The 25,710-nt window shown below is 45.9% G+C and carries 10 protein-coding genes; all 10 read right to left on the bottom strand.

The genetic code is table 11. The features are described from left to right. Positions 1-5: 5 nt before the first annotated feature. The 10 genes from U0033_RS28555 to U0033_RS28510 all read right to left on the bottom strand — a co-directional run bounded on the left by U0033_RS28555 (position 6) and on the right by U0033_RS28510 (position 25,524). Positions 6-1,772 carry an OmpA family protein gene (locus U0033_RS28555; RefSeq protein WP_072364497.1) on the bottom strand — a complete coding sequence of 589 codons (1,767 nt, stop codon included), beginning with the start codon at positions 1,770-1,772 and terminating at the stop codon, positions 6-8. A 16-nt stretch (positions 1,773-1,788) separates the two neighbouring features. Further along, complete coding sequence (locus tag U0033_RS28550; protein WP_072364499.1) at positions 1,789-2,796, bottom strand: PorP/SprF family type IX secretion system membrane protein; 1,008 nt, start codon at positions 2,794-2,796, stop codon at positions 1,789-1,791. A gap of 17 nt (positions 2,797-2,813) precedes the next feature. Further along, positions 2,814-6,971 carry a PKD domain-containing protein gene (locus U0033_RS28545; RefSeq protein ID WP_072364501.1) on the bottom strand — a complete coding sequence of 1,386 codons (4,158 nt, stop codon included), beginning with the start codon at positions 6,969-6,971 and terminating at the stop codon, positions 2,814-2,816. A gap of 20 nt (positions 6,972-6,991) precedes the next feature. Next, positions 6,992-15,919 carry an Ig-like domain-containing protein gene (locus tag U0033_RS28540; protein ID WP_072364503.1) on the bottom strand — a complete coding sequence of 2,976 codons (8,928 nt, stop codon included), beginning with the start codon at positions 15,917-15,919 and terminating at the stop codon, positions 6,992-6,994. A 35-nt stretch (positions 15,920-15,954) separates the two neighbouring features. Further along, on the bottom strand, positions 15,955-17,235 hold the full coding sequence (locus tag U0033_RS28535) for a DUF4302 domain-containing protein (protein ID WP_072364504.1): 1,281 nt from the start codon (positions 17,233-17,235) through the stop codon (positions 15,955-15,957). A gap of 24 nt (positions 17,236-17,259) precedes the next feature. Next, positions 17,260-18,171 carry a zinc-binding metallopeptidase gene (locus U0033_RS28530; protein WP_072364506.1) on the bottom strand — a complete coding sequence of 304 codons (912 nt, stop codon included), beginning with the start codon at positions 18,169-18,171 and terminating at the stop codon, positions 17,260-17,262. A gap of 22 nt (positions 18,172-18,193) precedes the next feature. Further along, positions 18,194-19,645 (bottom strand): RagB/SusD family nutrient uptake outer membrane protein, encoded by a 1,452-nt coding sequence (locus U0033_RS28525; RefSeq protein ID WP_072364508.1) that lies wholly within the window; start codon positions 19,643-19,645, stop codon positions 18,194-18,196. Between the two features lie 16 nt (positions 19,646-19,661). Then, positions 19,662-23,297 (bottom strand): SusC/RagA family TonB-linked outer membrane protein, encoded by a 3,636-nt coding sequence (locus U0033_RS28520; RefSeq protein WP_072364510.1) that lies wholly within the window; start codon positions 23,295-23,297, stop codon positions 19,662-19,664. Between the two features lie 412 nt (positions 23,298-23,709). Next, on the bottom strand, positions 23,710-24,708 hold the full coding sequence (locus U0033_RS28515; RefSeq protein WP_072364512.1) for a FecR family protein: 999 nt from the start codon (positions 24,706-24,708) through the stop codon (positions 23,710-23,712). Positions 24,709-24,933: 225 nt separating this feature from the next. Further along, the gene (locus U0033_RS28510) at positions 24,934-25,524 is read right to left on the bottom strand and encodes an RNA polymerase sigma factor (protein ID WP_072364513.1); all 591 of its coding nucleotides are present in this window, start codon (positions 25,522-25,524) and stop codon (positions 24,934-24,936) included. Between the last annotated feature and the right edge of the window lie 186 nt (positions 25,525-25,710).

The raw sequence follows: 25,710 nt of genomic DNA, 5'->3' as shown, positions 1-25,710 counted from the left end.
GTTTACTATTTAATCACTTTGAATTCCGTCCTTCTGTTCCTGGCCCTGCCTTCCGGATTATCAGATCCATCAGCATTGGTATTAGGTGCTAACGGCATGGTTGCCGCATATCCCTTCCAGGTAAGACGTTCGGCTGCAACTCCCTTGCTCACGAGGTAATCCACGCAACTCTTTGCACGGGCGTCAGACAGTTTCTGGTTCAGCGCATCCGAACCTTTGCTATCTGTATGTGCGCTCAGCTCTATTTTCACTTCAGGATGTGCCTGCAGCATGGCGACCAGTTTATCCAATGCAGGGTAAGAAGCCGGTTGCAGGTATGACTGGCTGAAATCGTAGTATACATTGTCCAGTACAACTGGTACCTCAGCTGGCGGAGGTGCCACAGCTACAGGGGTTTCAGGTACTGGTGGTGGTGGCGGAGGCGGAGGTGGCACACGCTTGTTCAGGGTAAACAATTCCAGGCAACAACTGGCTGAACGGTCAGATGATAACCACACTCCTTCCAGGATATTGTCTTTGCTACCCTTACTGCTGAAGTAGATATCATCCTTCACAGAGTTCACCGGGTAACCGAAATTAACAGGAGTAGTATAGTTGCCTGCGCTGTCTTTTGTATAGAAGAAATCATAACCACCCATGCCTACCCTGCCATCTGTAGAGAAGACTAATAAACCCGATGCTGCATGGTAATAAGGTGCCTGTTCATTGGAAGCAGTATTCACCACAGGACCTAAGTTCTTTGTGAAGAAAGGTGTACCATCACCATTCAGCTGTGCTTCCCATATGTCCAGTCCACCTTCTCCACCCGGCCTGTCACTGGCGTATAACAGGCGCTTACCATCTGCTGTTACAAATGGTTGCTGTGCACTATAGCCGGCTGCGTTCACAATAGAATCAAGGAGCACAGGCTCAGTCCAGTTATCGCCATTTTTATGGCTACTGTAGATGGCGGCTTTTTTGTTTTTTATCCACCTTGTGAGGAAGAGTGTATTGCCATCGGGGCTAATGCTGATCACACCCTGCTCTTCATTCTTAGGCTGCGGCAATGCAAACCTGGAAATACTGTCCGGCACAGCACCATTGAACTTCACGCCATACACCCTGTTGGTAAACACATGATTCTTTGCAGCACCATTATCAGGTCTTGTAGAGGTAAATAACAACAGCGTATCACCAAGCCATGCAGGTGCATAATTCGCGCCTTCAGGATTCAGGTTGGTATTGCCTTTCTCTATTGTATACAGGGAGAGATCAGGACGCGCCAGCTGTACCACAATGAAATGCAGGTTCTCCTGTTCACGCTTTGCATCATCACGGAATTTATCGGCAGTCTGATAAGTATCGAGGAAGTAAGCGAATGCTTTTTCTGCCAGGTCATAGCGACTTAATGCACGCAATGACACGGCATAGTAATAAGGTGCTAATGGATATTCTGATTTATCAAACTCCATTGCTTCTGCATACCAGGGTACTGCTTTGCTATAGTCATGCAGTAAGCGGTAACTCTCTGCCAGCTTATAGATAGCCTGGTGTTCAGAACTTACAGGCAATTGCTTTTTGCTTGCTACCTGTTGTGTATTGTAGGGTTTATATACAGCATTGCTGACGATGGAGCGGTTACCTGCCAGGTATTTTTCATAATACTGAGCAGCAGAATTATAGTCCGCGTTCCTGAAATAATAGTCAGCAGCCTTGAGGTAATTGTAAGCAAACTGTGCTTTGCCTGCCAATACTGCACCTAACAGTGCTGCTGTGAATAAGATCTTTTTCATGGTTCTTTATTAGATGTTAGAGACGTGGGCACACAAATTCTACTTCAGGTGTTTTAAAGAGTTTTCTGCCTATCCAGGTGAGAGATATTTCGAAGCTGTTAGAGCCCCTGGCTATTTTGCCCAGATCGGAAGTATTGATATCATAGCTGGCACCAAGGGTAAAGCCGCCATAGGTAAAGCCTGCATGAGGGGCAATTGCATCTTTGAAACGGTAGTTCACACCCAGCAGGAAATCAACAGTCGGTGTTACATACATCTGCCCGTAAGCACCGATCATTTTCTCTTCTGCATTACCCTGGTGCAGGTACAATAAATTCGGTGTGATACTAAAGGTTTCATTGATCGCTATTTTCACACCAGCATGACCGGTAAAGCGCATAGGGAAACGCGCGTCTCCACTGGCACTGAACTGATCGGTAGGACGTGTGAGATGGCTGACACCGAAACCGCCAAAGATGTTGTATTTCTTGCCCGGTTCTGCATCGTAGTACAATACACCGGCACCGGCATCGAATGAACTGGCAGATGTTCTGCCCAATACCTCAGCACTGGGTGTACCTGGATTATAACCAGTCACCGGGTTCCACTGATCACCAAAGGTGAGTTTAGAAGCATCGAAACGGCGCTGGATCAAACCCGCCTGGATACCGAATACCAGCCTGTGAGTCTGGTTAGCGCCGAACTTCACACCTGTATAAGAAGCGCTGGCATAAGCGGTTGTATAATTATATCCACCATCACCAGCGGATTGATTCAATACACTGGCGCCAACATTGAATTGCTTATTAGTGGTAATATCAGCTGCTACGCCATAGGTAGCAAAGGGGCTGCTGATATTTCCCCACTGGGTACGATAAATAGCTGACACCCTGTAATCGCCATCAAAAGCACCGGTCAGTGCGGGGTTCAGCCAGGAGGGATACACATAGTACTGGGAAAAATGCGGATCAGATTGCGCATTCGCTTTATCAGCCATTACAAACAATAGCGGGCAAAGCAGGATGAAGGTGATGATATTTTTCATTGCGAGTTAATATTTGCTTATTGAAGTATTGTAACGTACCCGGTGAGAGGTGCGAACCCGTTTTTCAGTTTGATGATGTAGTAGTATGTAGCCAGCGGTAGCAGCTTGCCTTTCCACATACCATCCCATGGTGTTTCGTAGCCCACAGAATAGTATACCCTTTGTCCATACCTGTTAAATACTTCGATGCTGGCTCCCGGGTAATCTGCGAGATTGGAAATCACCCAGCGGTCGTTCATGCCGTCTCCGTTAGGAGAAAACGCATTCGGTATTTTCACCGGTTTCAGCACTTTTACAGTCATCTTGTCCTGTGCACCACAACTACCTTTGCCGATTGCAGTGAGGGTGTATACCTGGTCTGCCATTGCCACCAGCCATGGGTTCAGCACATTGGCAGATGACAGCCCTTCGCCCGGTGACCAGCGGAATACCAGTTGGGTACTATCGTTAGCAGTCGCATTGAATTGAATGAGGGTACCCTGTGGTACGACAAAGTCATCGCCTGCATCGATTACGGGTTGCAGGTAGACCACTACCTGGTCACTGGCCGTAGTGGATACACAACCTGCACCGTTGGTGACGGTAAGCTGAACTGTGTATTCTCCCGGCGTAGTGTATTCCTTCACCGGATTGCGGCTGGTAGAACTACTGCCATCACCGAATGTCCAGCTCCAGGTAGTAATGTTATTGCTGGCATCTGTACTCTGATCAGTGAATACACTTTCTGTACCCTGGCAAAGCGTATCAGGCGATACGGAGAACTTAGCCACCGGCTGTGTAAAGAAGGCACTCAGCACCTTGTCTTTACTGCTTGTACAACCAAATTTGGTAGTAGCGGTCAGCATCACCGTATAGCTGCCTGCCTGCTGATACACATGCGTAGGAGAAGATGTAGTGCTGTTGGCTGTGCCGTCACCAAAATTCCACTGATAAGTCATCGCCGATCTATCAGGTGTAGAAGTGTTGTTGGTGAATGCAGCAATACCCTCCGGCATACAGATATGCGCAGGCAGTGTATAGTCGGTAGTCGGGTTCGGGTGTACAGCCACTGTGTTGGTAGCGGTATCGCTCGTGCAACCATTATCGCTGACCGCTACCAGTTTCACAGTGTAGGTCTTCCAGGCAGTATATGTTTTGTTGAAGGTTGTATTATTGGTATGCGTTTCGCTGTTGCCATCACCAAAGCTCCAGCTCCAGGAACTGATTGTACCCGCCGAAATCGTTGACTGGTCACTGATCGCCACAGGCGCGCCGAGGCATACATCATTGGCTGTGAAGGCCGCAGCTGGTTTTGGATTTACTTTGATAGTGGCAGAAATAGAATCTATACAACCACTCTTAGTTGTAAATACATACCAGATAGTGTGTGTGCCAGCTCCTGCGGTTGTTGGACTGAACACCCCGGCAGCATTTGTTCCCGGACCTTTATACACACCTGTACCTGTTACCCCATTCGTCACCGCAGCTTTTGCGATATCGAGCGTACCTTTCTGGTTTACGCAGACAGAATCGAGTTTTGTAAAATTGAGTTTTGGTTTCAGCTTAAAGATGGCTGTCACCGTTGTGTCTTTGGTACAACCATTGGCAGTGGTGGCACTATATTTAATCGTATAAGTACCAAAGGAAGTATATGTATGTTGTGGATTAGCGGCTGTACTTGTATTTGGATTAGCAGGTGTAGCAGCAGCATCTCCGAAATCCCAGGTGTAAGAGCTCAGCGTCTGTGCATCCGGTACTGTTGTAGTACTGGTGAATTGTACAATACCATCTACAGCCAGACAATTGTCAGGATAGGTAAAGGAAGGCACCGGTTTTGCATACACCGTAACTGTTTTTGTGGCAGTATCGCTCACACAAAGGTCACTCACCTTTACAACATGCCTGATATTATAAGTACCATATGCATCGTAATGCGCTGTTTGTGCCGCAGCAGTGGTGTTGTTATTCGTTGTTCCATTGCCTTCATCCCAGTACCAGCCTACGAGAGGTCCACTGCCACCAAAGGTTGACTGATCCGTGAGGGTCACATTACTGCCTTCACATACACTCTGCACATTGGTATTGAAATTGGCTGTTGGTCTTGGATAGATAGTAATAGATGCGGTCGTATCAGCCACACAACCTTCTTCCGTGATCACACTGAGCTTAATATTCTGCTGGCCGGGAGCAAATGCATGTGTTACATGCTGACCACTATCCAACACAGGTCCTGCGAATGTCCACTTCCAGCGATTAACATCATATCCGCTCGCGCTGGTGTCTCCTGTAAAGTAAACAGAGTCTTTTGTACAACCAGTATGTGTATAAGTAAACTTTGCAAAAGGTTTCTTCTTAACGGTCACAGAGATTTTCACCTGTTCGGTATGATCACATTTTTCAATCTCAGGGTTGGTGTTTGTAATTGTGATATTGTAAGTGCCTGTATTACTGAACTGGTAGGTGCCAGGAAGGGTGTATTTGAAATAAGGCACACCATTTACAATTTCCTGACCTGTACTTACCGGGTTCGTTATCACAACATCGGCGTTAGGTGTGATCGCACTACCCAGCTGACTGATTTGCCACACCATCTTTGTGGGATGATATGCCAGTAATACAGACAATTCTACAGGTGTATTCGTGCATGTAAAATCATTCTTTGATTTGGCAGTATCATACTGGTTGTGAATAGTACCAACTGCATTCAGGTTGTTGATGAGTGTACCTGCATTGTAGCCATAACTCTCTACAGAACCTAACCCATAGGTAACTGCTGTAAAAGCCGAGTCACTCGATACGAGACATTGTGCCTGGGCTGCAGACCAACGCTTGATGACTACTGAATAACCAGGCAGGGCGGGATGTGCATAAGTATAATTCCACGCATTGTTCTGCCCGTCTATTTTCAAGGATTGCACGCCTAAAGTTGGGATGATCAGGGTAAGGTAATTTACGTTAATGGACTCCCTGTTATTCCTATAGAAACCGATATTTTTAATAGCCTGTTCTATAGGGCTGAGGTACACCATTTCAGGATCACCCAGACCTCCTGTATTGGGGCATGAGCCTGAAGAGGACATAAATTGTGCAACCAATACCGGTTTATCTGATTCTATATAATCTGCTGTACCACTTGTAAAGCGGTAGTAACTATTACCTATCAACCCCGTCAATACAACCCCATTTCTCTTCACGACTGTGGCGGGGTCTTTCACCACTACCTTATAAATATTGGTCATGAAGGTAGAAGGACTGTTATCAGTACTGGTAGGTGCCAGCAGATAACGCTTACCCCATGCCTGCGATGGAAATACCTGCTGCATATTGTTATCCCCACTGCCGCTACCTCCAGGTGTACAGGTAATAGCTGTACGGCTACTACCAGAGAATACGGCAATAGGATAGCACGTGTCGCCCGGATTTGCAATGGAGCGAACTTTGGTACCCGTCAATTCAGGGCCTGAGCTGCCATTCGTAGTACCTACTACCTGATAGATCTGTCCTTTATTCAATGTCACTGTGAAAGGCACATTGGCAGGGCGTCCATTACGGGTCAGCGCAGAAGGTGTTATTTCAACGACCGTGCTATCGTGACTCGCTATCACATACATCCAGGAAAAACAATCTGAACCATAATTCTGCTCACTATTCAGCGATACATAATAATACCCCCAGGTATTGACAGGCAACAGCGTGGTGGCACCTGATGAAGCTGAACCAAATATATGGCCATACGCAACAATGGGTACATCGCTCACAATATGAATACCTTTGTACCTGAACACACCTTCACCACCTGTACCACCAAAGCCTGGCGGCACGGAATACAAACGCGCATCATAAGTACCTCCTTTAGGGATATAATCAGTGGCAATCACCGTATTGGCAGGAATGGAATAAGTGCGGCTCCAGCCGAGGCTGTCTACTGACACTGTTACGACTGCCGGTTGCTCTGCACTCAGGTACAATACCATTTCCTGCGAGTTGGGCTGTCCTGGTTCCATGAATTGATGGTGTCCATATGCTGTCCAGAATTCCGTTCCCTTGTTGGAAAGATTTTGTGCATGACCTGATACCGCCATCATGAACAACGAGAGCAATGCGAGCCACAGGGGCCGTTGTAAGCTGCCGCTGTTGCCCCCACCCTTAGGTGGAGAGCAATAGCAAGCAGTACTATTTAAAACAGGATACTTCATGGGATAACTATTTATTAGGCTTACCGGATCAGGTTCACAGAACCCTTGCGATCTATTGCACTACCATCTATCAGTTTCAGTTTCACTACATAGATGTATACACCTGAAGGCTGCGCCTTATTCTTGTAGAAACCATCCCAGCCTAATGACTGGTCATTTGATTCGAATACCTTCTCACCCCACTGGTTGAACACCATAAAGTGTACTTCGCGGATCACAGCGCCATATACTTTCAGCACATCGTTCAACCCGTCACCATTTGGAGAGAATGCATTTGGAATATAGATACCATCGGTCAGGGTGATAGCTGATACAGGCAGAGAGAGCTTGTCTTCACAACCTTTTACTTTCACGATCAGCGTTACTTCCTGTACAGGTCTCAGGCCTGTGATCATATGCTCTGTACCCTGCGGTCCGGATGATGGATCAGACCAGGTATTACCATTGTCGATACTTACTGCGTAACCGGTAGCACCAGGTATCGCATTCCATTTGAAGCGGATGGTGTTCACACCAATGCTGTCCACTTCTACAACCGGTGCTGTCAGTTGTGGCAGTACGGTTACTTTCGCTGCGGTACGGGATGTGCTTACACAACCATTCTTCATCGCCTCTACATAGTAGATACCAGGAGTTGTCACCGGGTTGATGGTAAAGGTCTTGCCCGTATCCAGGCGTGCCCCACCAGTTTTCGCGTTGAACCAGCTATAGGTTACACCTGCTTCCGGATCTTTCACGGTGAAGGTGACAGATGAATTGTAGCATACAGTGAAGCTGTCTGTTACCAGTTTTGCAGCAGTAGGTTCATTCGCTACCACTTCTTTCGAAGTATCACCGATACAACCTTCTGATGTGATGATGTGCAGCTCTTCGACATAGGTACCGGCTGCAGGATATTGTTTGGTTACCTTTTGTGTAGCGGCAGTCGTACCATCTGCGAAATTCCATTTCCAGGTATTGATCGCAGCGTTGTTTTCAGTGGTAACAGTACCTGTCAGTTCAGCGATGTCTGCCACACAACCGGAGTAATCGATACTATAATCCACTACAGGTTTTCTGATCACCTTGATGGTAAGTACTACTTCCGAACTGTTGTCACAGCTTTCGATTTCAGGATGTTGCATCTTCATCGGGATGTAATAAGTACCTGGCGCAGTGAACATGTAATCGCCTGTGAGATCATATTTATAATAAGTCTTGCCATTGGCTACAATGCTATCGAGTGCTGCAGGGTTTGTCTGAGTAACATCTCCTGCCGGCAACAGATTGCTGACCTGACTCAGTTCCCATGTGATGGAGACTGGTTTGATTGGCAGCATGGCTGTGAAATGGAACGGCGTACCGGCACAGGTATAATTAGAGCTGGCGCCGGTGCCATAGTTATTGTTAAAGGAAGTTGTCGCATTCAGGTTTCTTACCAGTGTACCGGCGTTGAAACCATAACTTTCCACACTACCCATACCGTAGGTCACCGCAGTAAAGGCGGAGTCACTGGTCACTATACACTGTGCAGATGCTGCGGGCCAAGTCTTCACGACTACTGTATATCCTGGTTTATTAGGATGTGCATAAGTATAGTCGAAGAGGTTACTGTTATCAATCAGGAGTGATGGTACACCACCTGTAGGAATGATCAGTGTGAGATAGTTCACCTCGATGTCATCTACCACGTTGCGGTACAGACCTACAGCATTGATACCCTGTTCAAGCGGACTGATATAGAACATTTCAGGATCACCTAATGAACCGGTATTCGGACAAGCACCTTCAGAAGACATGTACTGTGCTACCATGACCGGCTTATTAGCCTCCAGGTAATCGGCAGTATTGCTCTGGTATTGATAGTAACGACCATTGATCAGACCTGTCAGTGGCACGTTATTCAGTTTCACAACGGTATTGGTGTCTTTCACCATTACACGGAAGATGTTCGTAGAAAGTGTAGCCGGATCATCAGAACTGGAAGTAGGCGCTGTGAGATAATGCATACCCCATGCCTGTGACGGGAAGTTTTGCTGAATGGCGTTGTCACCGGAAGAACCCACCGAGCCATCACAACCTAAGGAAGTACGGCTGTTACCAGAGAAGACAGCTACCGGATAACATTTACCAGCTGCGTTGGTGATAGATCTCACCTTACTACCAGACAGGTCATATCCTTCCGATCCACTCATGATCGCACCCAGTACCTGGTACACCTGGCCTTTGTTCAATGTCACCGTGAATGGCACCTTGGCCGGTTTACCTGCCAGTGTTGGTACAGATGGTGTAATCTCAACTACTGTATTATCATTGTCTGCGATGACATAGAACCACGAATAAGAAGTGGAGCTATAATTCTGACGGGAAGTCAGCGCATAGTATTCATAGCCGTAAGTTCCTACAGGCAACAGCATGGTTGCACCAGAAGAAGCAGAGCTATAAATGTGGGCATAGGCTACGATAGGCACGTCACTTTCTATACTGATACCTTGTTCGTACAGACCTTCACCTAACAGGCGGGCATCACTCAGACCTGCTTTAGGAATGATGTCTGTAGCCAATACTGAGTTGGCTGCTACCGTGTATTCTTTTCTGTAGCTGGTACCATGGATCTTCACCACCACATGTGCAGGTTGTTGTGCACTCAGGTACAGCACCATGTTCTGTGAGTTATCCTGATTCATGTAGTACTGGTGGCCATAGCCCACCCAGAAGCGGGTACCCCTGTTAGAACTATCCGGCAATGCAGGGAAGCTTGGTACATCAGGCTCGCTGCCTTTGAGACCGGTATATCTGTCGAGATAGGATAAATGATTTTCAGAGATGATCTTTAAGTCAGTATCGATCTTACTGCTGTCATTTACGATCCATGCAGAATCGGCGTTTGTTCTACCGAGGTGAATGGATTTTTCATTGGTGAATGTACCCTGCCATGAAGGCACATAGTATTGTTTGTAATCGAAGTTGCTGTATGCACCACTGGCATCCACGTCTGAATAGAAGTACATGAATTCCTGTGTCGGCGTCAGGTTTGGCGGTTTGATACCTGAGTAGCGTTTCAGCGTCAGGGAAGCTGGTACGGCACCGGAAGATGCCCATGTGATTTTCGCTACAGTATCTGTTCCGAACATGAATGTCTGGGTAATGCCCGGAGACGGAGCAGCCGGTATTGGTGTTAACAACACTGGTTCTACCGCTGGCAGGAACTCGTACGCACCCATATCAGGCACACCTTCTGCCAGTGTCTGCGGACGGTAAGCACCATTGAAGTCATGCTTATTACCTCTTACCTGTACACCACGACCATGGATAGCCCATACTTCAGGGTTATTCAGATCTGGTAGCAGATTATCATTACCTGCTTCGAATGCTGGTTTGTACACGATAGAATGTATGTCCTGATCGGCAGCTGTCACGAAGGCATTCAGCGATGTATAGTTTACTGCGAGGTTAGCGTTTCTAACCAGGTTCGTACCTGAAGTATACAATGTGTTGTAATCACTGTTATGATACTCCACACCGGTCACATACATGGCATAACCGCCGCCTGTATGAGAGAAGATGTTATTTCTGAAGAATACATTGCTGTATCCGGCAGAAGCATGTCCCAGGTAAGCAGCCACGTTGTTGGTAGCAGAAGTGGCGGCACTCTGTACTGTATTGTTGTAGTACACACTATTCGCATCACTGCTGCTGTACAAACCGTAGGAGCTGCTACCTGATGTCGCGATGTTGATCACATTGTTTACGTTATTCACATAGGTTGAATACTGGTTGTACAGACCGTACATGCTACCTGTATTCCCTGTGGTGGCAATCACCTTGTTACCATCTATCTGTGCAGTATCAGCCTGCGATGCATCACAACTATAGGTATAGATACCATAGGTAGTAGTGGTAGCACTGCCGATCTTCACGATGTTGTGGTTTATTTTGAACGCACCGTCATCATAATAGCTATAAATACCATATGCAGAGCTGGCCAGTGGCGCTGCGAGTTTCACATTATTGCGTGTGATCACAATACTATCTACATAAGACGTGTAGATACCATTCACATAGGAACCAGTTACCGTATTACTGTCTATCACGATGGACGTTGCCATTTCGCTTGTACCGGTTCCTGTAAAATAGATACCACTGGCGCCATTTGTGATGGTATTCCCGACAATTGCATTATTGTTTCCTTTAAAGCTACCTGCATACACACCTGTCATATTTGTACTGTTCGAAGTCGTTGCCGGCATCACCAGATTGTTGGTAAGTAAGCTATCGTACGCGGTGGTACCAGCCAGTTCTACTACTCTTGCATAGGTAGATCCGGTTGCTTTAATGGTAATATTCTTATAAGTTATAAAGCTTGCGCTATCCAGTTTCAGCACATAGTTATTCGCAGCAGTTGGTGCTGTTGTCAGCGTTACAGATGCGGGGGCACCATTCTGGCTACGGAAGGTAATACGGCTGGTATCTGACGCACCAGGAATTTTGTGCATACGGATCCGTTCTGTGTAAGTGCCAGGCACTACATCGAAGATGACCCATCCTGCGATACCACATTCCAGTGCTGTTACAGCCTGTTGGAAGGAAGTGAAGTTGCGGGTACCTGAACCTGCCGGATCGATGGTGTACAATCCTTTTACCAGTGGTGCATTCATATTTACGACAGCCACTGTCGAGAAGGCACTGTCAGTACCGCTACATACGATCTTACAACGGAAGTAATTCAGCATGCCCAGTTCCATCTTGTACTGAGATACATACAGGGTATCAGATACATTGATCCATGGACCATTGTTTGTATAAGATGCCTGCCACTGGTAGGTCATGCGGCCACCAGGTGTATTGCTGGTGAGATCGAGGCTGATCTGGGTACCCATACAGATGTTACTGTTAGGGGTAACTACTGCAGTACCCGGATTCAGTGGAGATACACATGGTACGATGTCTATTTCATAAGCACCGATATCAGGTGTAGTTGTACTTCTTGTTTTATGTACGATATCGTTGGTGATACCTAATGGGATACCTGTATTATCCAGCGGATAGATCACAGGTGTAAGGTTTCCATTTGGTGCATCGGCATAGATAGGGTCTATACTGATGGTAGCGGCATCCTGACCGGTGGTTCCTCTCCAGTCTGCCAGGGTTGCCAGGTTATTATTGCTGTAACCGATGTATTTATTGCTACCACCGCCCGCTACATAGTAGTCGTTGTGATCAGCGAAGAACTCTGTTCCGGTTGATGACAGGTAGACTGCATATTTATAGTTAGCACCGGTATTATTGATTGTAATGATGTTATTCTTGAAATTAATACCAGTTGTGGTACTGGACTGATAATAGCCTCTTGAATAATAAGAAGCGCTACCACCAGTATTATCCAACGAAATAGTATTGTGGTAGTAATTAATATTGGGCGAGCTATAGTTGTAAATACCATACTGGTATCCCGCACCTGTGGTCTTGTACATGATATTGTTCGCAACCAGAATCGGTGTCATATTATTGGCAGACACGTTGCTGAAATATATGCCATAGAAATAACTGGTGGAGGTAGGTGCACCGCCAAATGGATTGGTGAACCTGTTTTCCAGAACTTTCAGGTTGGTGTTTTCACCATATGCATACAAACCATAGTAGTAACTCACATTAGTACGGGTAGGACGTTGTATGGTATTGCCTTTCACTGTGGTACCGGAAGTAGATTCCAGGTAGATACCATAGTAATAGAAGTCCTGCAGAACGTTGTTAGTGATGGAGTTCAGATATACCGGATCACCATCGTCACCTACTACAGTTACGCTGTAGAAACCACCCGTTACCTTGTTGTTGTCAATCAGGTTGCCGGTGCAACGGGTCGCTCCGGATGAAACCGGATCTGAATCCGATGCACTGATAACGATACCCGCGAAGTTTGTATTGTAACTTTCAGTAGTATTTGAGATGACAGTACAGTGCCTTACCACGTTGCTATCCGCATGGTCTATCAACTGTACACCATAGCCATAGGTACCAGTACCAGTTGCATCGATGGTCAGACTATCGAAGATGATATGGTCTGTGTGCTTCAGCTTAATAACCGCACGCTCATCGGTGGTATTGGAACTATAGTGAATAGTGTTACCATTACCAAGGAAGGTGATCGTATTGATCGCAGACGTACCTCTGACCGAATCCAGCGAGAACTTTTCTTCATAAGGTGTACGACCTGCCACTACATTGAATACCACAGGGCCGGAGATACCGCATTCCAGTGCTACTTTCACCGCTGCAAAGCTCTGATAGTTGGTCGCGCTGGCTGGTGAATTTTTATCTACCGTATAGGTATTTGGCGGCAGTGCGGGGTTCACGGTCAGCAACACAGGTGCTGAGTAGGCCGTATTACCACTACAGGTCACTGCTGTACGGTAGTATAAGGTAGCTGTAGAAACAATGACTGTATCAGGATAATTGAGTGATGCACCCAGGTTTGTCCATGGTCCTGCAGCGGCAGCAGCATATTGCCACTGATAGGTTTGTGTGAGACCATTGCTATTTCCGGTAAGCCCCAGGCCTACGCTCGTACCCACACATACCGGGTTTTTATTCACAGTAGAAGTGCCTGGTACAGGTGGTGCAGTACATGGATCAGGGGTGAATTCATAAGCACCCATATCCGGAGTGGAAGTACTGCGGGTATTGCTGTTGATATCGGCAGTAATGCCTACAGGTATACCTCTGTCGTTCACGGTCTGGCTGCTGGGTGCATAGTTGCCATTGGTGCTGTCCTTGTAAATAGGATTTGCAGCCAGTGAGTTCGCATCCTGTGAAGCAGCAGTTTTCCAGTCTGTAAGTGTTGCCCTGTTAGCCGAATAGTATCCGGTATAGGCATTGGCCACTGTTGAGGCCAGGAAAATATTGTTGTAGTTAGATACAATATCGCTTGATGTGGTCGAGAAGTAAATACCGTGTTTCGCATTCTGACCACCACGATTAATGGTGATCATGTTATCTCGAAGGTAAATACCTGCTGCCTGCGAAGTTTGATAGAAACCTCTTGTCACGTACGATGTGCCTGGTGTTGCAGATCCATCCAGTGAAAGGGTATTATGATAATAGAAAACGTTATCAGAAGAACTGTTGTAGAAGCCGTACACTGAACCACTACCTGTGAGGTTGGCGATCAGGTTATTGCTCACTACGTTTTCCAGCGTATTCAATGCATCTACGCCGGTAAAGTAAACACCGTAGAATGTGCTGGTGCTGGCAGGATTTCCACCGAATGGGTTTGTGATCCTGTTGGCATTGATGTTCAGTTTGGTGTTGAGGCCCGTTGCATACACGCCATAGAAGTTATCTACAGAAGTACGTGTAGGACGGCTGATGGTATTCTTTTCAAATGTCAGGTTGTACGCACCCAGGATATAGATACCATAGTAGTAGAAGTCCTGCAGTTTGTTGTTGATGATCTTATTGCTGCCATTTGAGTTCGTAGCGCTGGCTACCAGTGTAATACTGTAGTAGCCGCCTATGATGGTATTATTGCTGATGGTGTTATTGTCTGAATTGGTGGCACCGCTACCGGTAGCTGAGGTAGCAGAAGAACTGACCACGATACCTGCATAATCAGATGAGGAGGAAGTGGTATTGACGAGGATCTTACAATTATTGATGGTATTGAAGTCTGCATCGTTCATCAATTGTACACCAAAGCCATATTGGCTGGAGGTACTGCCTTTGGCCTGAATCACGAGATCATTGAAAGTAATATAATCTGCGCCATTCAGTTTGATCACAGCTCTCTCTGCACTTGTCGTGCTGAGGTAAGCGATCGTATCATTGTTACCATTGAAGGTGACGGTATTGGTGGCCGATGCACCAGGCACTGGTGTCATGATCAGCTGCTCATTGTAAGCGGAAGCAGCATTCGCAACTACATTAAAGATCACAGCGCCGTCGATACCGCATTTAATATAATTGTAAGCATCATTGAATGAGGCGAAGTTGCCTGCACCTGTAGGCAATGCTTTATTAATAGTAAAAGTACCATGCACTAAAGACGGACTTGTGACATGTACGCTTGTAGTGTTCGCCGCATTACCGCTGGCAGAACAGGTAACCACACAACGATAATATTTGGACACAGCCTGTGTGGTAGTAAGTGATGACAATGTATCATTTGGAATATTTGTCCATGTGCTATTGTCTGTAGATGATTGCCACTGGTACTTAAGACCGGAAGCGACTGTGGTACCGCTGAGAGAAAGGGTAAAGCTTTCGTTCAGGCATACGCTGGAAGCACTGCTGGCTGCAGTACCGGCGGTAGGAGTGCCGGTACACGCAGCTGCAGGAGTCCAGTTGAAAATAATATCGGGGCGGGTAGTTGATGCAGAGTTCACAGAACTGGTGCCGCAAAGAGTGGCGCCCGCATCCTGATAATAGGTATGAGATCCATTGAACGCAAGACCTGTTGTGTAAGGAAATACAGCATGATGTGAATACTCGCCGGATCCACCATTACATACTTCTACCAGGATATTGTCCGTACCATTCCAGAAGAAACCGGAAGGAATGGCAAAGGAGTTATTCCCAACCACGGGCAAATAATCAAGGGGCCCATAAAAATTATTACCTACAGGTTCATAATATGAATCAGACAGTGTGCTCACCGTAGTGCCGCCTATCTTGATAGCATATTGTTCTGAAGCAGTAACATCGCTACCTACAGAGGTAGCATTGAATTTCACCGCATTGATCATACCAGGGCCCATGCCTTTGGCAGTCAGCTCTGAAGCGCGATAAAGGTATTGGGCCCGGGAGGCCTGGTACCAGTGTTGTATAGGACACGGGTAGGATGTATTACCGTTGCTACCGTTGCCCAGACCGATGGTAATATCAGTCTGTGCATGCAGGCCAATGGCCGGCAGCAACAACAATAACAGGTATAAGATAGCCCCGGGGCGTACAGAAACAGGCTTGGTTCTCATATGGTTCTCTTTTTCTATTATTTAGGGTTAATGCATTAGTACAATTGCCAGCTGATCCAGCTACGGGCATCTTTTACATTCACCATATCATAGGTATTGTTGTCACTGGTTTGTACAAAGTAGTAACCGGCGCTTTCTGTGAATTTGGTGACGATGTTAGATATAGCGGTGGTACTGTAGTCAGGGATGGTGTAGAAAGTGCCTCCATAGGTGAAGGTGGTAATCCCTGCAGTACTGAACTTCGCTTTATAGGCAGGCCCATAGTAGGACTTCTCCATTAGTCCATTGAAGTCATACCCGCTCTGTCCGAAATTCGGATAGTAAAACAGGTAGGTAAAACCCGGAACAGATGCTAAATTGTAATAATCATCCTGGCCATCTACATGAATGCCATTGGGCGCGATAAAGTAGGTGGCCGCATTCAGGGCGGTATTGTACCAGCGGCTGCCGGCAGTACTGTCCACGATATAAGGCTTCTTATCACTGTTGATGGTTGCAGCTCTGCCATTGACCTTGAGGCTCATGAGCTGATTGTTTTCTGACCAGATGACATCATCAAATCCATAAATGGTTTCTCCGGCGTCTGTAAAGGGTTTATCAAATGCGACACCTGTGGGTGTCAGGTAAAAACCGGCACTGAATTTTACGTTGGCGTTTACAATACGTACGCGTTTGAAGCTGTGGTTAATGTAGATATCATAATCTCCTTTACCAGTGTGCAGCTTTTTAAAATAAGTAAGAAACCGGGAAGAATAGTTAAAGTCCCAGTTCCGTTTTCTATCGTAATAATCCTGTGCCTCTTTGGAGGTAGCTTTGACGAGCACGGCCTTGCTGGCATGCTGACGTCCTGTAAGTTTAATAGTATCACCATTGCTGCTCATACCATCCAGTATAAACTCGAAATCAGACAGCAGACCGCTGCCATAATATCCGCCGTTAACGCTGGCATCGGGATCGCAGAGTATATGAATGTAACTGTAGGTATCAAATAATAAACAAGGTTGCTGCAGGGCTTTTAGCCGATAACTACTTTCACGGGCATTGGTCAGTGTGCTTGTATCCCAGTCCGAATACATTCGTACCCGGTTCGCAGTATCGAACTTAAAATAGAAACTAAATGGCAGGGTAGGAAAACCCGAGGGATATACCAGTGCCTTCCATCCGTAAGGGGCGCTGGTAAGTGCAGTACTATAGGTACTAAGTACCTCATTGAGCCTTTCATCGGGCGATTTTTTAAATACGTTATCATCCTCCTTTTTACAGGCGGCAAATAATAATGCAGTAAGTAATATATACAGAGATAAATTTGTTCTCATATTGCATTTAGATTTTGGTGCGCATCAATAAAAAAGTGCGTTAATACTATTCCTGGTGGCTTTTTGCAAGGCGTAGAAATCCACGTCGTAAGCGGACTTGTAATAGTTCACGACCATCGCTTCTTTTTGCCGCAGGGCAGCTACTGCCTGTGCCTGGGTCGTGCCGTTGTCACTGGTCCTGTTCTGCACACTGTTTACAATCCTGTCAAATCCCTCCTTCCCTTCAATCAGCATGGTGGCGATCATTTCTACGAAATCCTCATTTTCGCTGCTCATGGCATAGGGGGTTACAAAGCCATCCTGGTGCGCATCGGAATCGTAGATATTATTCCAGTTGGCCGTATAAAGCCCTACACTGATCTTTTTGAACTCGCTTGGATACATAACATTCTGGTGCAGGATGTGCCCGAATTCGTGCTCTATTACGTGAAAGATCTGTTTCACGTTGGCGGTATCACCCAGCCGGTAGCCATCCATTCCTTTGGTACGGAATTCGTTCAGCAGGTACATGACCACCTTGCGGCCTCCTTCGGCAGTACCCAGGGTGATGGTACCATTGTCATTCCAGCTGGCACTACCTGAGAGGATGAAAAATTTGGGAGAATACTTTTTGAAGAAAAGTTCTCCGGCATATCTGATATAATTATCTATCCAAACCTTCCTGATTGCCTGCATAGCAGGAACCACCACTTCTTCTTTGGGTGGCACTAAAGTTTTTGTCACATCAAATTCAAACTGATCCCATTTGTATTTCACCTCTATGTTGTAAGGCACGGTGAGGGAATCATGCAGCCATTTGTCTAAAGAATCCTCGACCCAGGTGTCGCCACCCAGGCCGGGGATATCTTGCACACCACTTAGATCATCGTTTTCTTTCGAACAAGCCGCCAGTGCGATCACCAGCAGAAAGAAAAAGAATGCGTTTAACGGTTTCATATATGCAAATATTTTTTGGTTGTTATCTTGGATTTAAAGCGAGACCTGCTGTCTGGGCAGACAATGGCAACTGCAATACACGGCGGTTATCATCAGCAGCTACAGTTGTCTTATTACCATAGATGTCGTAGTGGGTGATGGTGACGCCATACCGTTGTAAATCAAACCAGCGATGCCCTTCCTGTAAAAACTCTGCTCTCTTAAAATCAAGAATGGTATTCAGGAGTGCATTGTTACTATTTGATGTGTTGTAAAACGTCTGTGCTTTGGCAACGCTTACCGCATGCCTGCCGGCATCATAATTCACGATACGCTTGCTGGCAAACAGGTTCAGATCGGAGAGCACATCAGCAGTATTGCCCAGGTAAAGGTTCGCCTCGGCCCTGTTGAACAAAACTTCTTCTGTAGTAAACAGGGGTACCATTACATAAGGATCTCCGATTGTCGCGTTCACAGATGCCTTTACAAAGTATTCTGTCAGCTTTGGTACAAAGTAATCGCGGGTACCATAGTAGTATATTGGATAGGAGTAATTACCACCTGCCACATTCTTCGACAGTACGGAAGTTTCAATGTTATTGTCCAGGCCAAAACGGTATCGTGCCAGATTTCTGCCGTAAGTGGACTGTGTTTCCACGAGGAGCAGATTGCACTTTTCAGTAGCCCTGGCATAAGTTTCCCACAGCATAGACGGGGTCATTGTTCTGTAGGTCGTATTCCATGGACGCATGTAACTGGCCAGGTCATTGTTTGGGAATGTTTTGTTGGCAAACTCCACCACCTTTGCATAATCTTTCTTAAACAGGTAGAACCTGGTGGCAAAGGCGTGAGCCGCTGATTTATTGAAGTGGTAATGAGGAACCTCGTATTTTTCGTCGTTGATCAGGGGAATGCCAGCCAGCAGATCTTTTTCAATTTTATCATACACTTCAGCAACCGTACCACGGTTGTATTGCTCGAATACTACTGTCTCAGGTTCTATTACATATGGGATACCCGGATCAGTAGCGGCTGTGGCAGCATTGTAAAATTTCGAGAAGAAGTTCACCAGCATAAAGTGTGCATATGCTCTTGCTACCAGCGCTTCTCCCTTTTGTGCCCGATACCGGGAAGAATCAGGCGCGTTCTCACACGCCTTGAGTGCATTGTTACAGGCGGCAATCGCTTTGTAGCATGCTGTCCAGTACCACTCAGGAGAATCTTCTTTAATGTCGTTTACATCATTGAAGAAATATGGATCTTCATTTGTCCTTTCTATAACCCCGGCACCTTTGTCTGTTACGTTGTCAGACATCGCTTCAGCAAACACGATATAGTTAGCCTGCGGATAAGCTGTACCTAATAACTGGGATACCTTTTGCGGTGTATTTAATTCTGTCCAGGTACTATCAGGAGATTGGTCCAGATATTTACTGCAGCTACTCATAGTAAGCAGGCCCAGACTGATCAATGATACCCGTGTAAAATTTTTCATGTTAGTCTTCTTCTTTTTAGAGTCCTACTTTTAATGAAAGGGTGAATTGCTTTTGAATAGGTTGAGCTACACCTCCTGTATTGAAGAATTCAGGATCCTGTCCTCTCAGCTTACTGTCTGCATAAATCAGCCATGGATTGATGGCAGCACCGGTAACAGACAGGTTACTTAAACCAGCTTTCCTGGTCAGGTGTTGCGGCAGCTGATATGTGAGGGATACTGTCTTCAAACGGATCATATCTCCTTTGGCCACTCTATCGGTCGAATAGTTATAGTTGTTATATGGATAAGTGCCGTAAATCACATTTTGCTCCAGGGCATCGAGAATAGAAGGTGTTCTTGTCACGGTCTCTTCGCCCGGCATTACCCAACGGTCATAGAACTCTTTGGGCATTGCATCCAGGTCAGAGTACGCTGTTTTAAAGGCAGGGTACAGCCTGATCTTGTTGCCCCACTGGTAAGTGACAAATACATTCAGGGATAAATTCTTGTATCGGAAAGTATTGGACAGACCACCATTGGCAGGAGGATCTACAGGGCCTTCATATACCAGGTGAGAGGTATTCAGATCCTGCAGGTATACATCCGGGCTGCTATTACCACTCTGGTTCAGGAAACGGGGATAACCATTCTTTGGATCCAGGCCTTCATATTTAATAGAGAACAGGCCTCTGACAGGATATCCTTCTTTATTACCACCTTCCGGTACTACCAGGTCAAAGATGGAAGGGATGTTCTTTGCATTAGTGATCTTGTTGGTATTGTAACCGAAGGTCACATTTGCTTTCCAGCCCCAGTCTTTAGTGCGCACGATGTCACCGCCTACCATTACTTCGATCCCTTTTGAAGTCATGTCCGCATAGTTAGCCGCCTTATACAGTTCACCACCTATACCGGATGTTTTGATCAGGCTGATCAGGTCAAAGCTTTTTTTGTTGTATGCATCGATAGAGAAATTGAAGCGTCTGTCGAAGAAGGTACCATCCAGCCCAATGTTAGTGGTGTACATCTTCTCCCAGGTAAGGTCATCGTTCTGCAGGTGTGCGATCTTAATAACTGATTCTACTTCATCGAGGTGACCGCGGTTTGTGTTCACAGTCTGGTAAACAATGTTGGAGTTGGTAGCAGGGCCCATGCTGGCTGTCAGACCATAGCTGGCGCGTAAAGCAAGATAATCTACCCACGACGCCTGTTTCATAAATGCTTCTTTGTCTATGTTCCAGCTGCCCGATATACTCCAGGTAGGTAACCAGCGTGCATTCTTAGAACGACCCAGTTTGTTCGACCCATCATAGCGGGTAGTACCTGTCAGGTTATACTTCTCTTTGAAAGCATATGTGGCACTGGCATAGAATGCTGCAAAGCGGTCGTAGTCCTGGCTCATACCATAGTATGGAAAATTGCTCTCGATAGTTTGCTTCAGGATACGGGGATCAGTGAAGGCTACACCACCGTTTTCATACTGGTAACCATAACCGGTGTTCGACGAGTTCTGCCTGTCAGCATACTTTACCTGCTGTCCTACCAGTACATTCAGGTTATGCCTGTCTGCCACATTGAGAGAGTAGTTCAAACTGTTACGGAAATCGTAGTTGACCAGCAGGTCTTCCGTACGGTTGTAAAAACCACCATAAGGCAATACCACCTGTGGCAATGCGTCGGGATTGTCCGGATCACGGTAGAGGAACTTATTGTTTTCTGCAATGGTAGAATTCCCGTTTGCACGGTAAGCATTCGCCATATTACTGTTCTCTGTGATCTGGTGTTCGCGTGATGACTTTACATAGCGCAGTGCACCTACCAGTTCATAGCGAAGGTTCTTCGCGAGCTTCCAGGAAAAGTCTCCCTGCAGGCGAAGGTCCATCATGTTTATTTTGAGGTAATTATTTTCTACTTCCGTGAGAATGTTGAACGGTGCAAAATTCCTTCTGAAGTATTCTCTCTTTCCACTTTCATCAAAGGCTGTCAGCGTACGGCTGGTGTTCAGTGCATAGCTGAACGGGTTGATGTCAAAATCACGGTCATACTGCCCTTCTACAGGATTGCTGGTACGGCTCAGGGCACCGGGTGCTTTCTGCTGACGTACAGAGCCTAAGACAGAGAAGCCGGCCGAGATCTTGTCGGACAACTTATAGTTGTTCCGGAAGTTGAGTGTGTACCGGCTTACCCTGTCGGCGACTGTCCAGCCTTTATCGTGATAAAAGCTGGTGGAGAAATAGGACTGAGACTTGTCTGTACCGGAGGAAATACTGAGGGAGTGCTCCTGGATAAAACTGGTACGGAACAGGATGTTGAACCAGTCAGTATTGGCAGAAGCATATCTAAGCAAAAACTTACGCTTTGCCGCCGGTGTATTTTCTAATGGGAAGTTGCCATTTTCATCTGCATTCAGCTGCTCATACATCTTTCCATAGACCCCGTTATCAGCACGGGAAAGAATATCTGAAGTCAGCGCGCCTTTGCGCTCCAGTTCTGCCAGTACGGACATTTGCTGGCCTGAATTCATGATATTATAATTACCATAGTTGGGTTTCAGCTGGGTGCTGAAATTGCCGCTGTATACAACAGATGGTTTACCTACCCTACCTTTTTTGGTAGTGATCACCACTACCCCATTCATAGCACGGGCACCATACAAAGCTGTAGCGGCAGCATCTTTCAGAATATCGAAGCTCTCTATATCGTTCGGGTTCAGACCGGCAACAGAGGAGCCCATCAGCGTGGTAGGGTCTCCACTGGACAGCTGATCATTGCTGATGTTCACTACATCTTCAAGTACAACACCGTCTACTACCCACAATGGTTTATTATCACCATTAATAGAGGTTGCGCCACGTACACGGATCTTAGGAGCAGAACCGAATGTGCTGGATACGTTTTGAATAGACACACCGGCTACGCGGCCTTCCAGCATGCGGCTTACATCGGCCATACCGTCTATCTTCGCATCCTCCATTTTAATACGGGTAGCAGCACCAGAAAACTTATTTTTATCAATGTTTTGAAATCCGGTAACAACTACCTCCTGTAGCTTGGTTGTTTTTTCTTTCAGTATAACGGTCAACTGATCTCTTTTGATAGTAGCCAGTGAAATCTCCTGCGATTCATAACCGGTAAGATTGATAACGAGGACGGCATTAGCCGGAATATTTTTTAACTCGAACACACCATTATCATTGGTAGTTGTTCCCCTTGTAGTCCCTTTGATCATCACTGCTACACCTGGCAGTGGTTCGTTGTTGATGGTGAGTACCACACCTTTAATGTCCTGTGTGCGGAAGGCCACGGCATGGCCGGTATTGATGACACTTGAATTGATCTTCTTTTCTGCCTGGCGGATGATGATACGATCATACAATACGGTATACGACAGAGAATAAGGTTTTAATAATCTATTGAGGAGCATTCCCACCTTTTCATTATGAGCATTCACATCGACCTTGTCGATGGCTGTGACAGAGTTGCCGGCGTATATAAATGATACGTCAGCGAGATTCCCGATCTTGTCCAATGCTTCTTTGAGCAACACGTCTTTTAACTCAAGGGATATTTTCTTTTCAAGTGCATCCTGTATACCAAAACCGGAAGCGTGTATGGATAACAGTGACACCAACACGGTTAGTTGAAGGAATAGGGTCGCCTTTTTAAGCATTGGTCATAAATTGTTTTGTGCGTTTCAGGAAATAGAATGCCCATTCCGGCTCTTGTGAAGCCAGGGCAATAGCAGCACCTGCTGCGGTGCAGAACATAGTTTTTTATGGATTAACCGATTTTTTGAAAATGGTTACCCGGACGGCGTGCGTTTAGATTTCGTCATGTTTTTGCGATTCATTTTGGTTGTTGCAATGTTTGCGTTTCACAGTAAAAGGCTAACCTCGGTTGGGTTTCACAGCGATCACAATAGGCCACTTGTAATCATGCAGTACAGGGTCAGGCGGCCAGCCTGTAGCAGGGTTGCGTACAAAACCCTGGCAAGGCGCACCTTCACAGTACAAAAATGCTAGTTCTCTCCTCTCATAAGGTTGTCTCGGTTAACTGTTTGTGTCTCTTTTTCCGACTTTTTTCTACCTGCAGCTACCTCCACTGATGGTGAATCCGTTTCCGGTGCTGTCTTTATTGATCCTGGCGTTCAACGATAAAGCAATTACGTTCAGGGCTTTCTCCGGTTCATCAATAGTGTTGAAATCACCATAGAAGGCGCAATGCTGTAAGCGTTTTTCTACTGTAACATTTATATTGTAATACCTTTGCAGGTCGTTTACCACTTTCATAATTTCAGTGCCTTCGTACATAAATCGGCCCTGTTGCTTCTGTAAATAAAATCTCGCATCATCGGAAGCTTCTGACATTTGCAGTTGGTCGGTAGTTTTGTTGTAAACGGCCCTTTTATTGGCGGTGAGGATTAGTTCCTGCCCATCTTTACGATTTCCATCTATGGCCTGTACCTGTACCATTCCTGTCAAAACCACCACTTTTGCTTCCCTGGCATCCCTGGCTTCTATATTAAAAGAAGTACCCAGTACCCGTGTGTTTATTAGCGGCGACGCAACCACGAAAGGATGTGCATTGTCGTGCTGTACATCAAACAGCGCCTCCCCTTCCAATGCAACCTCGCGCTCCGCTTTTCCAAAATCTCCTTTATATTTTAATGAGGATCCGGGCTCCAGCAACACCTTCGACCCATCCGGCAACGTCACTTGCTTTCGTTGCTCTCCTGATAATACAATCAATTCTCTCAGGGGCGGATGTGATATTTTGTAATACCCGATCCCTGCCGCCAATACCAGCATCGCTGCGGCAGCTACCTTCCACCATAGCTTTCTCACTACAGGTTGTGGTTTTGCTGCGATGCGCTGATGGATATTGTTCAATATCCTCTCAGAATCCTCCCGGGCCAATATCGGCCCGGCGGCATTCAGGTCCGCATTGAATTCCTCTGCGGCGTAGTCCTGTAATTCCGTAAGATCTTTTTCATCCAAATATTGCAGAAACCACGCTCTGTCTTCCTGTGTCCAGCTTCTATTATGCAACAGATGTTTGAAGTATTCCTTCCTGTTCTGCACTATTTTGATTGCTTATTTATACTAAATACGTGCAGTTAGTAAATGTGGGTGGGTGGTTTTAGAAAAAAATTTACATATTCTTAATGCTAATATGTTGGACGAATAGAATTGTGAAAAGATACAGTTGTAAATTGCAGAAATAACGGTATCTTTTGACGCGGGTATATACGAAAAAAGAAGGCCCTCCTGTAAAGAGGGCCTGATCAGAACCGGGTAAAGCTCTTCCTAGTCGTGATAATTCAGGAATAGGAGGAATAATACTATGTATTTATGTTCTTTGTTTTTTTGAATATATTCATTTAGTTTAGCCATCGCTATAGACAGATGTTCCTTCACCGTATTACGGGAAATATTCATTTCTGCCGCTACCTCATCATACGTCTTTCCTTCCAGTTTACACATGGTTACAATCTTTCTTTTCCTGGGAGATAACTGCGCGATCGCTTCTTCGAGCAACTGATACTGCTCTTCATATACATTTTTATTCTCCAGTCCGAAGTCTTCCTCCGGATTTATATTATATAGCTCCTTGTGAATGGTTTGTTCACGCAGCTTACGCCTTACATAATCTACCGATAAATTAAAGCTGATTACAAATAACCATCCGGCCACCGATTGGGTAGCATTAATTTCCTTTCTCTTCTCCCACAACCGGGTAAACACCTCCTGGAGAATATCCTCAGTTCCAATAGGTTCCTTTACAAACTTGAAAATGTTACGGTACACTGCCTGGTGGTATTTCCAGTACAGCGAATCAAATGCACTAACATCGTCCTGTTGTAACAATACTACTAACTCGGCATCTTGTGTATTCATATCACGACATTTATATAACCCGTGTTTTTGTAATACAAGTTATATGGCTGTTTAATGGGTCCGGGTTTCAAAACAATGGCTCCATCAATCCGATTGATAAAATAGTAACATTTCTTTTTATTGTGCACTATTTTATAATAAAAAATTAAATTAGAACTATTTGAAATGTATTTAGCCTTGTAACAT

Origin of the sequence: Chitinophaga sancti (genome assembly GCF_034424315.1) — a bacterium.
In the GTDB taxonomy this organism is placed as follows: domain Bacteria; phylum Bacteroidota; class Bacteroidia; order Chitinophagales; family Chitinophagaceae; genus Chitinophaga; species Chitinophaga sancti.
This window is presented reverse-complemented; position numbering and strand designations above follow the sequence as displayed.

What these genes read in the sequence shown, in the direction of transcription:
- U0033_RS28555 (WP_072364497.1), bottom strand. Translation starts at nt 1,772, where the DNA reads ATGAAAAAGATCTTATTCACAGCAGCACTGTTAGGTGCAGTATTGGCA.
- U0033_RS28550 (WP_072364499.1), bottom strand. Translation starts at nt 2,796, where the DNA reads ATGAAAAATATCATCACCTTCATCCTGCTTTGCCCGCTATTGTTTGTA.
- U0033_RS28545 (WP_072364501.1), bottom strand. Translation starts at nt 6,971, where the DNA reads ATGAAGTATCCTGTTTTAAATAGTACTGCTTGCTATTGCTCTCCACCT.
- U0033_RS28540 (WP_072364503.1), bottom strand. Translation starts at nt 15,919, where the DNA reads ATGAGAACCAAGCCTGTTTCTGTACGCCCCGGGGCTATCTTATACCTG.
- U0033_RS28535 (WP_072364504.1), bottom strand. Translation starts at nt 17,235, where the DNA reads ATGAGAACAAATTTATCTCTGTATATATTACTTACTGCATTATTATTT.
- U0033_RS28530 (WP_072364506.1), bottom strand. Translation starts at nt 18,171, where the DNA reads ATGAAACCGTTAAACGCATTCTTTTTCTTTCTGCTGGTGATCGCACTG.
- U0033_RS28525 (WP_072364508.1), bottom strand. Translation starts at nt 19,645, where the DNA reads ATGAAAAATTTTACACGGGTATCATTGATCAGTCTGGGCCTGCTTACT.
- U0033_RS28520 (WP_072364510.1), bottom strand. Translation starts at nt 23,297, where the DNA reads ATGCTTAAAAAGGCGACCCTATTCCTTCAACTAACCGTGTTGGTGTCA.
- U0033_RS28510 (WP_072364513.1), bottom strand. Translation starts at nt 25,524, where the DNA reads ATGAATACACAAGATGCCGAGTTAGTAGTATTGTTACAACAGGACGAT.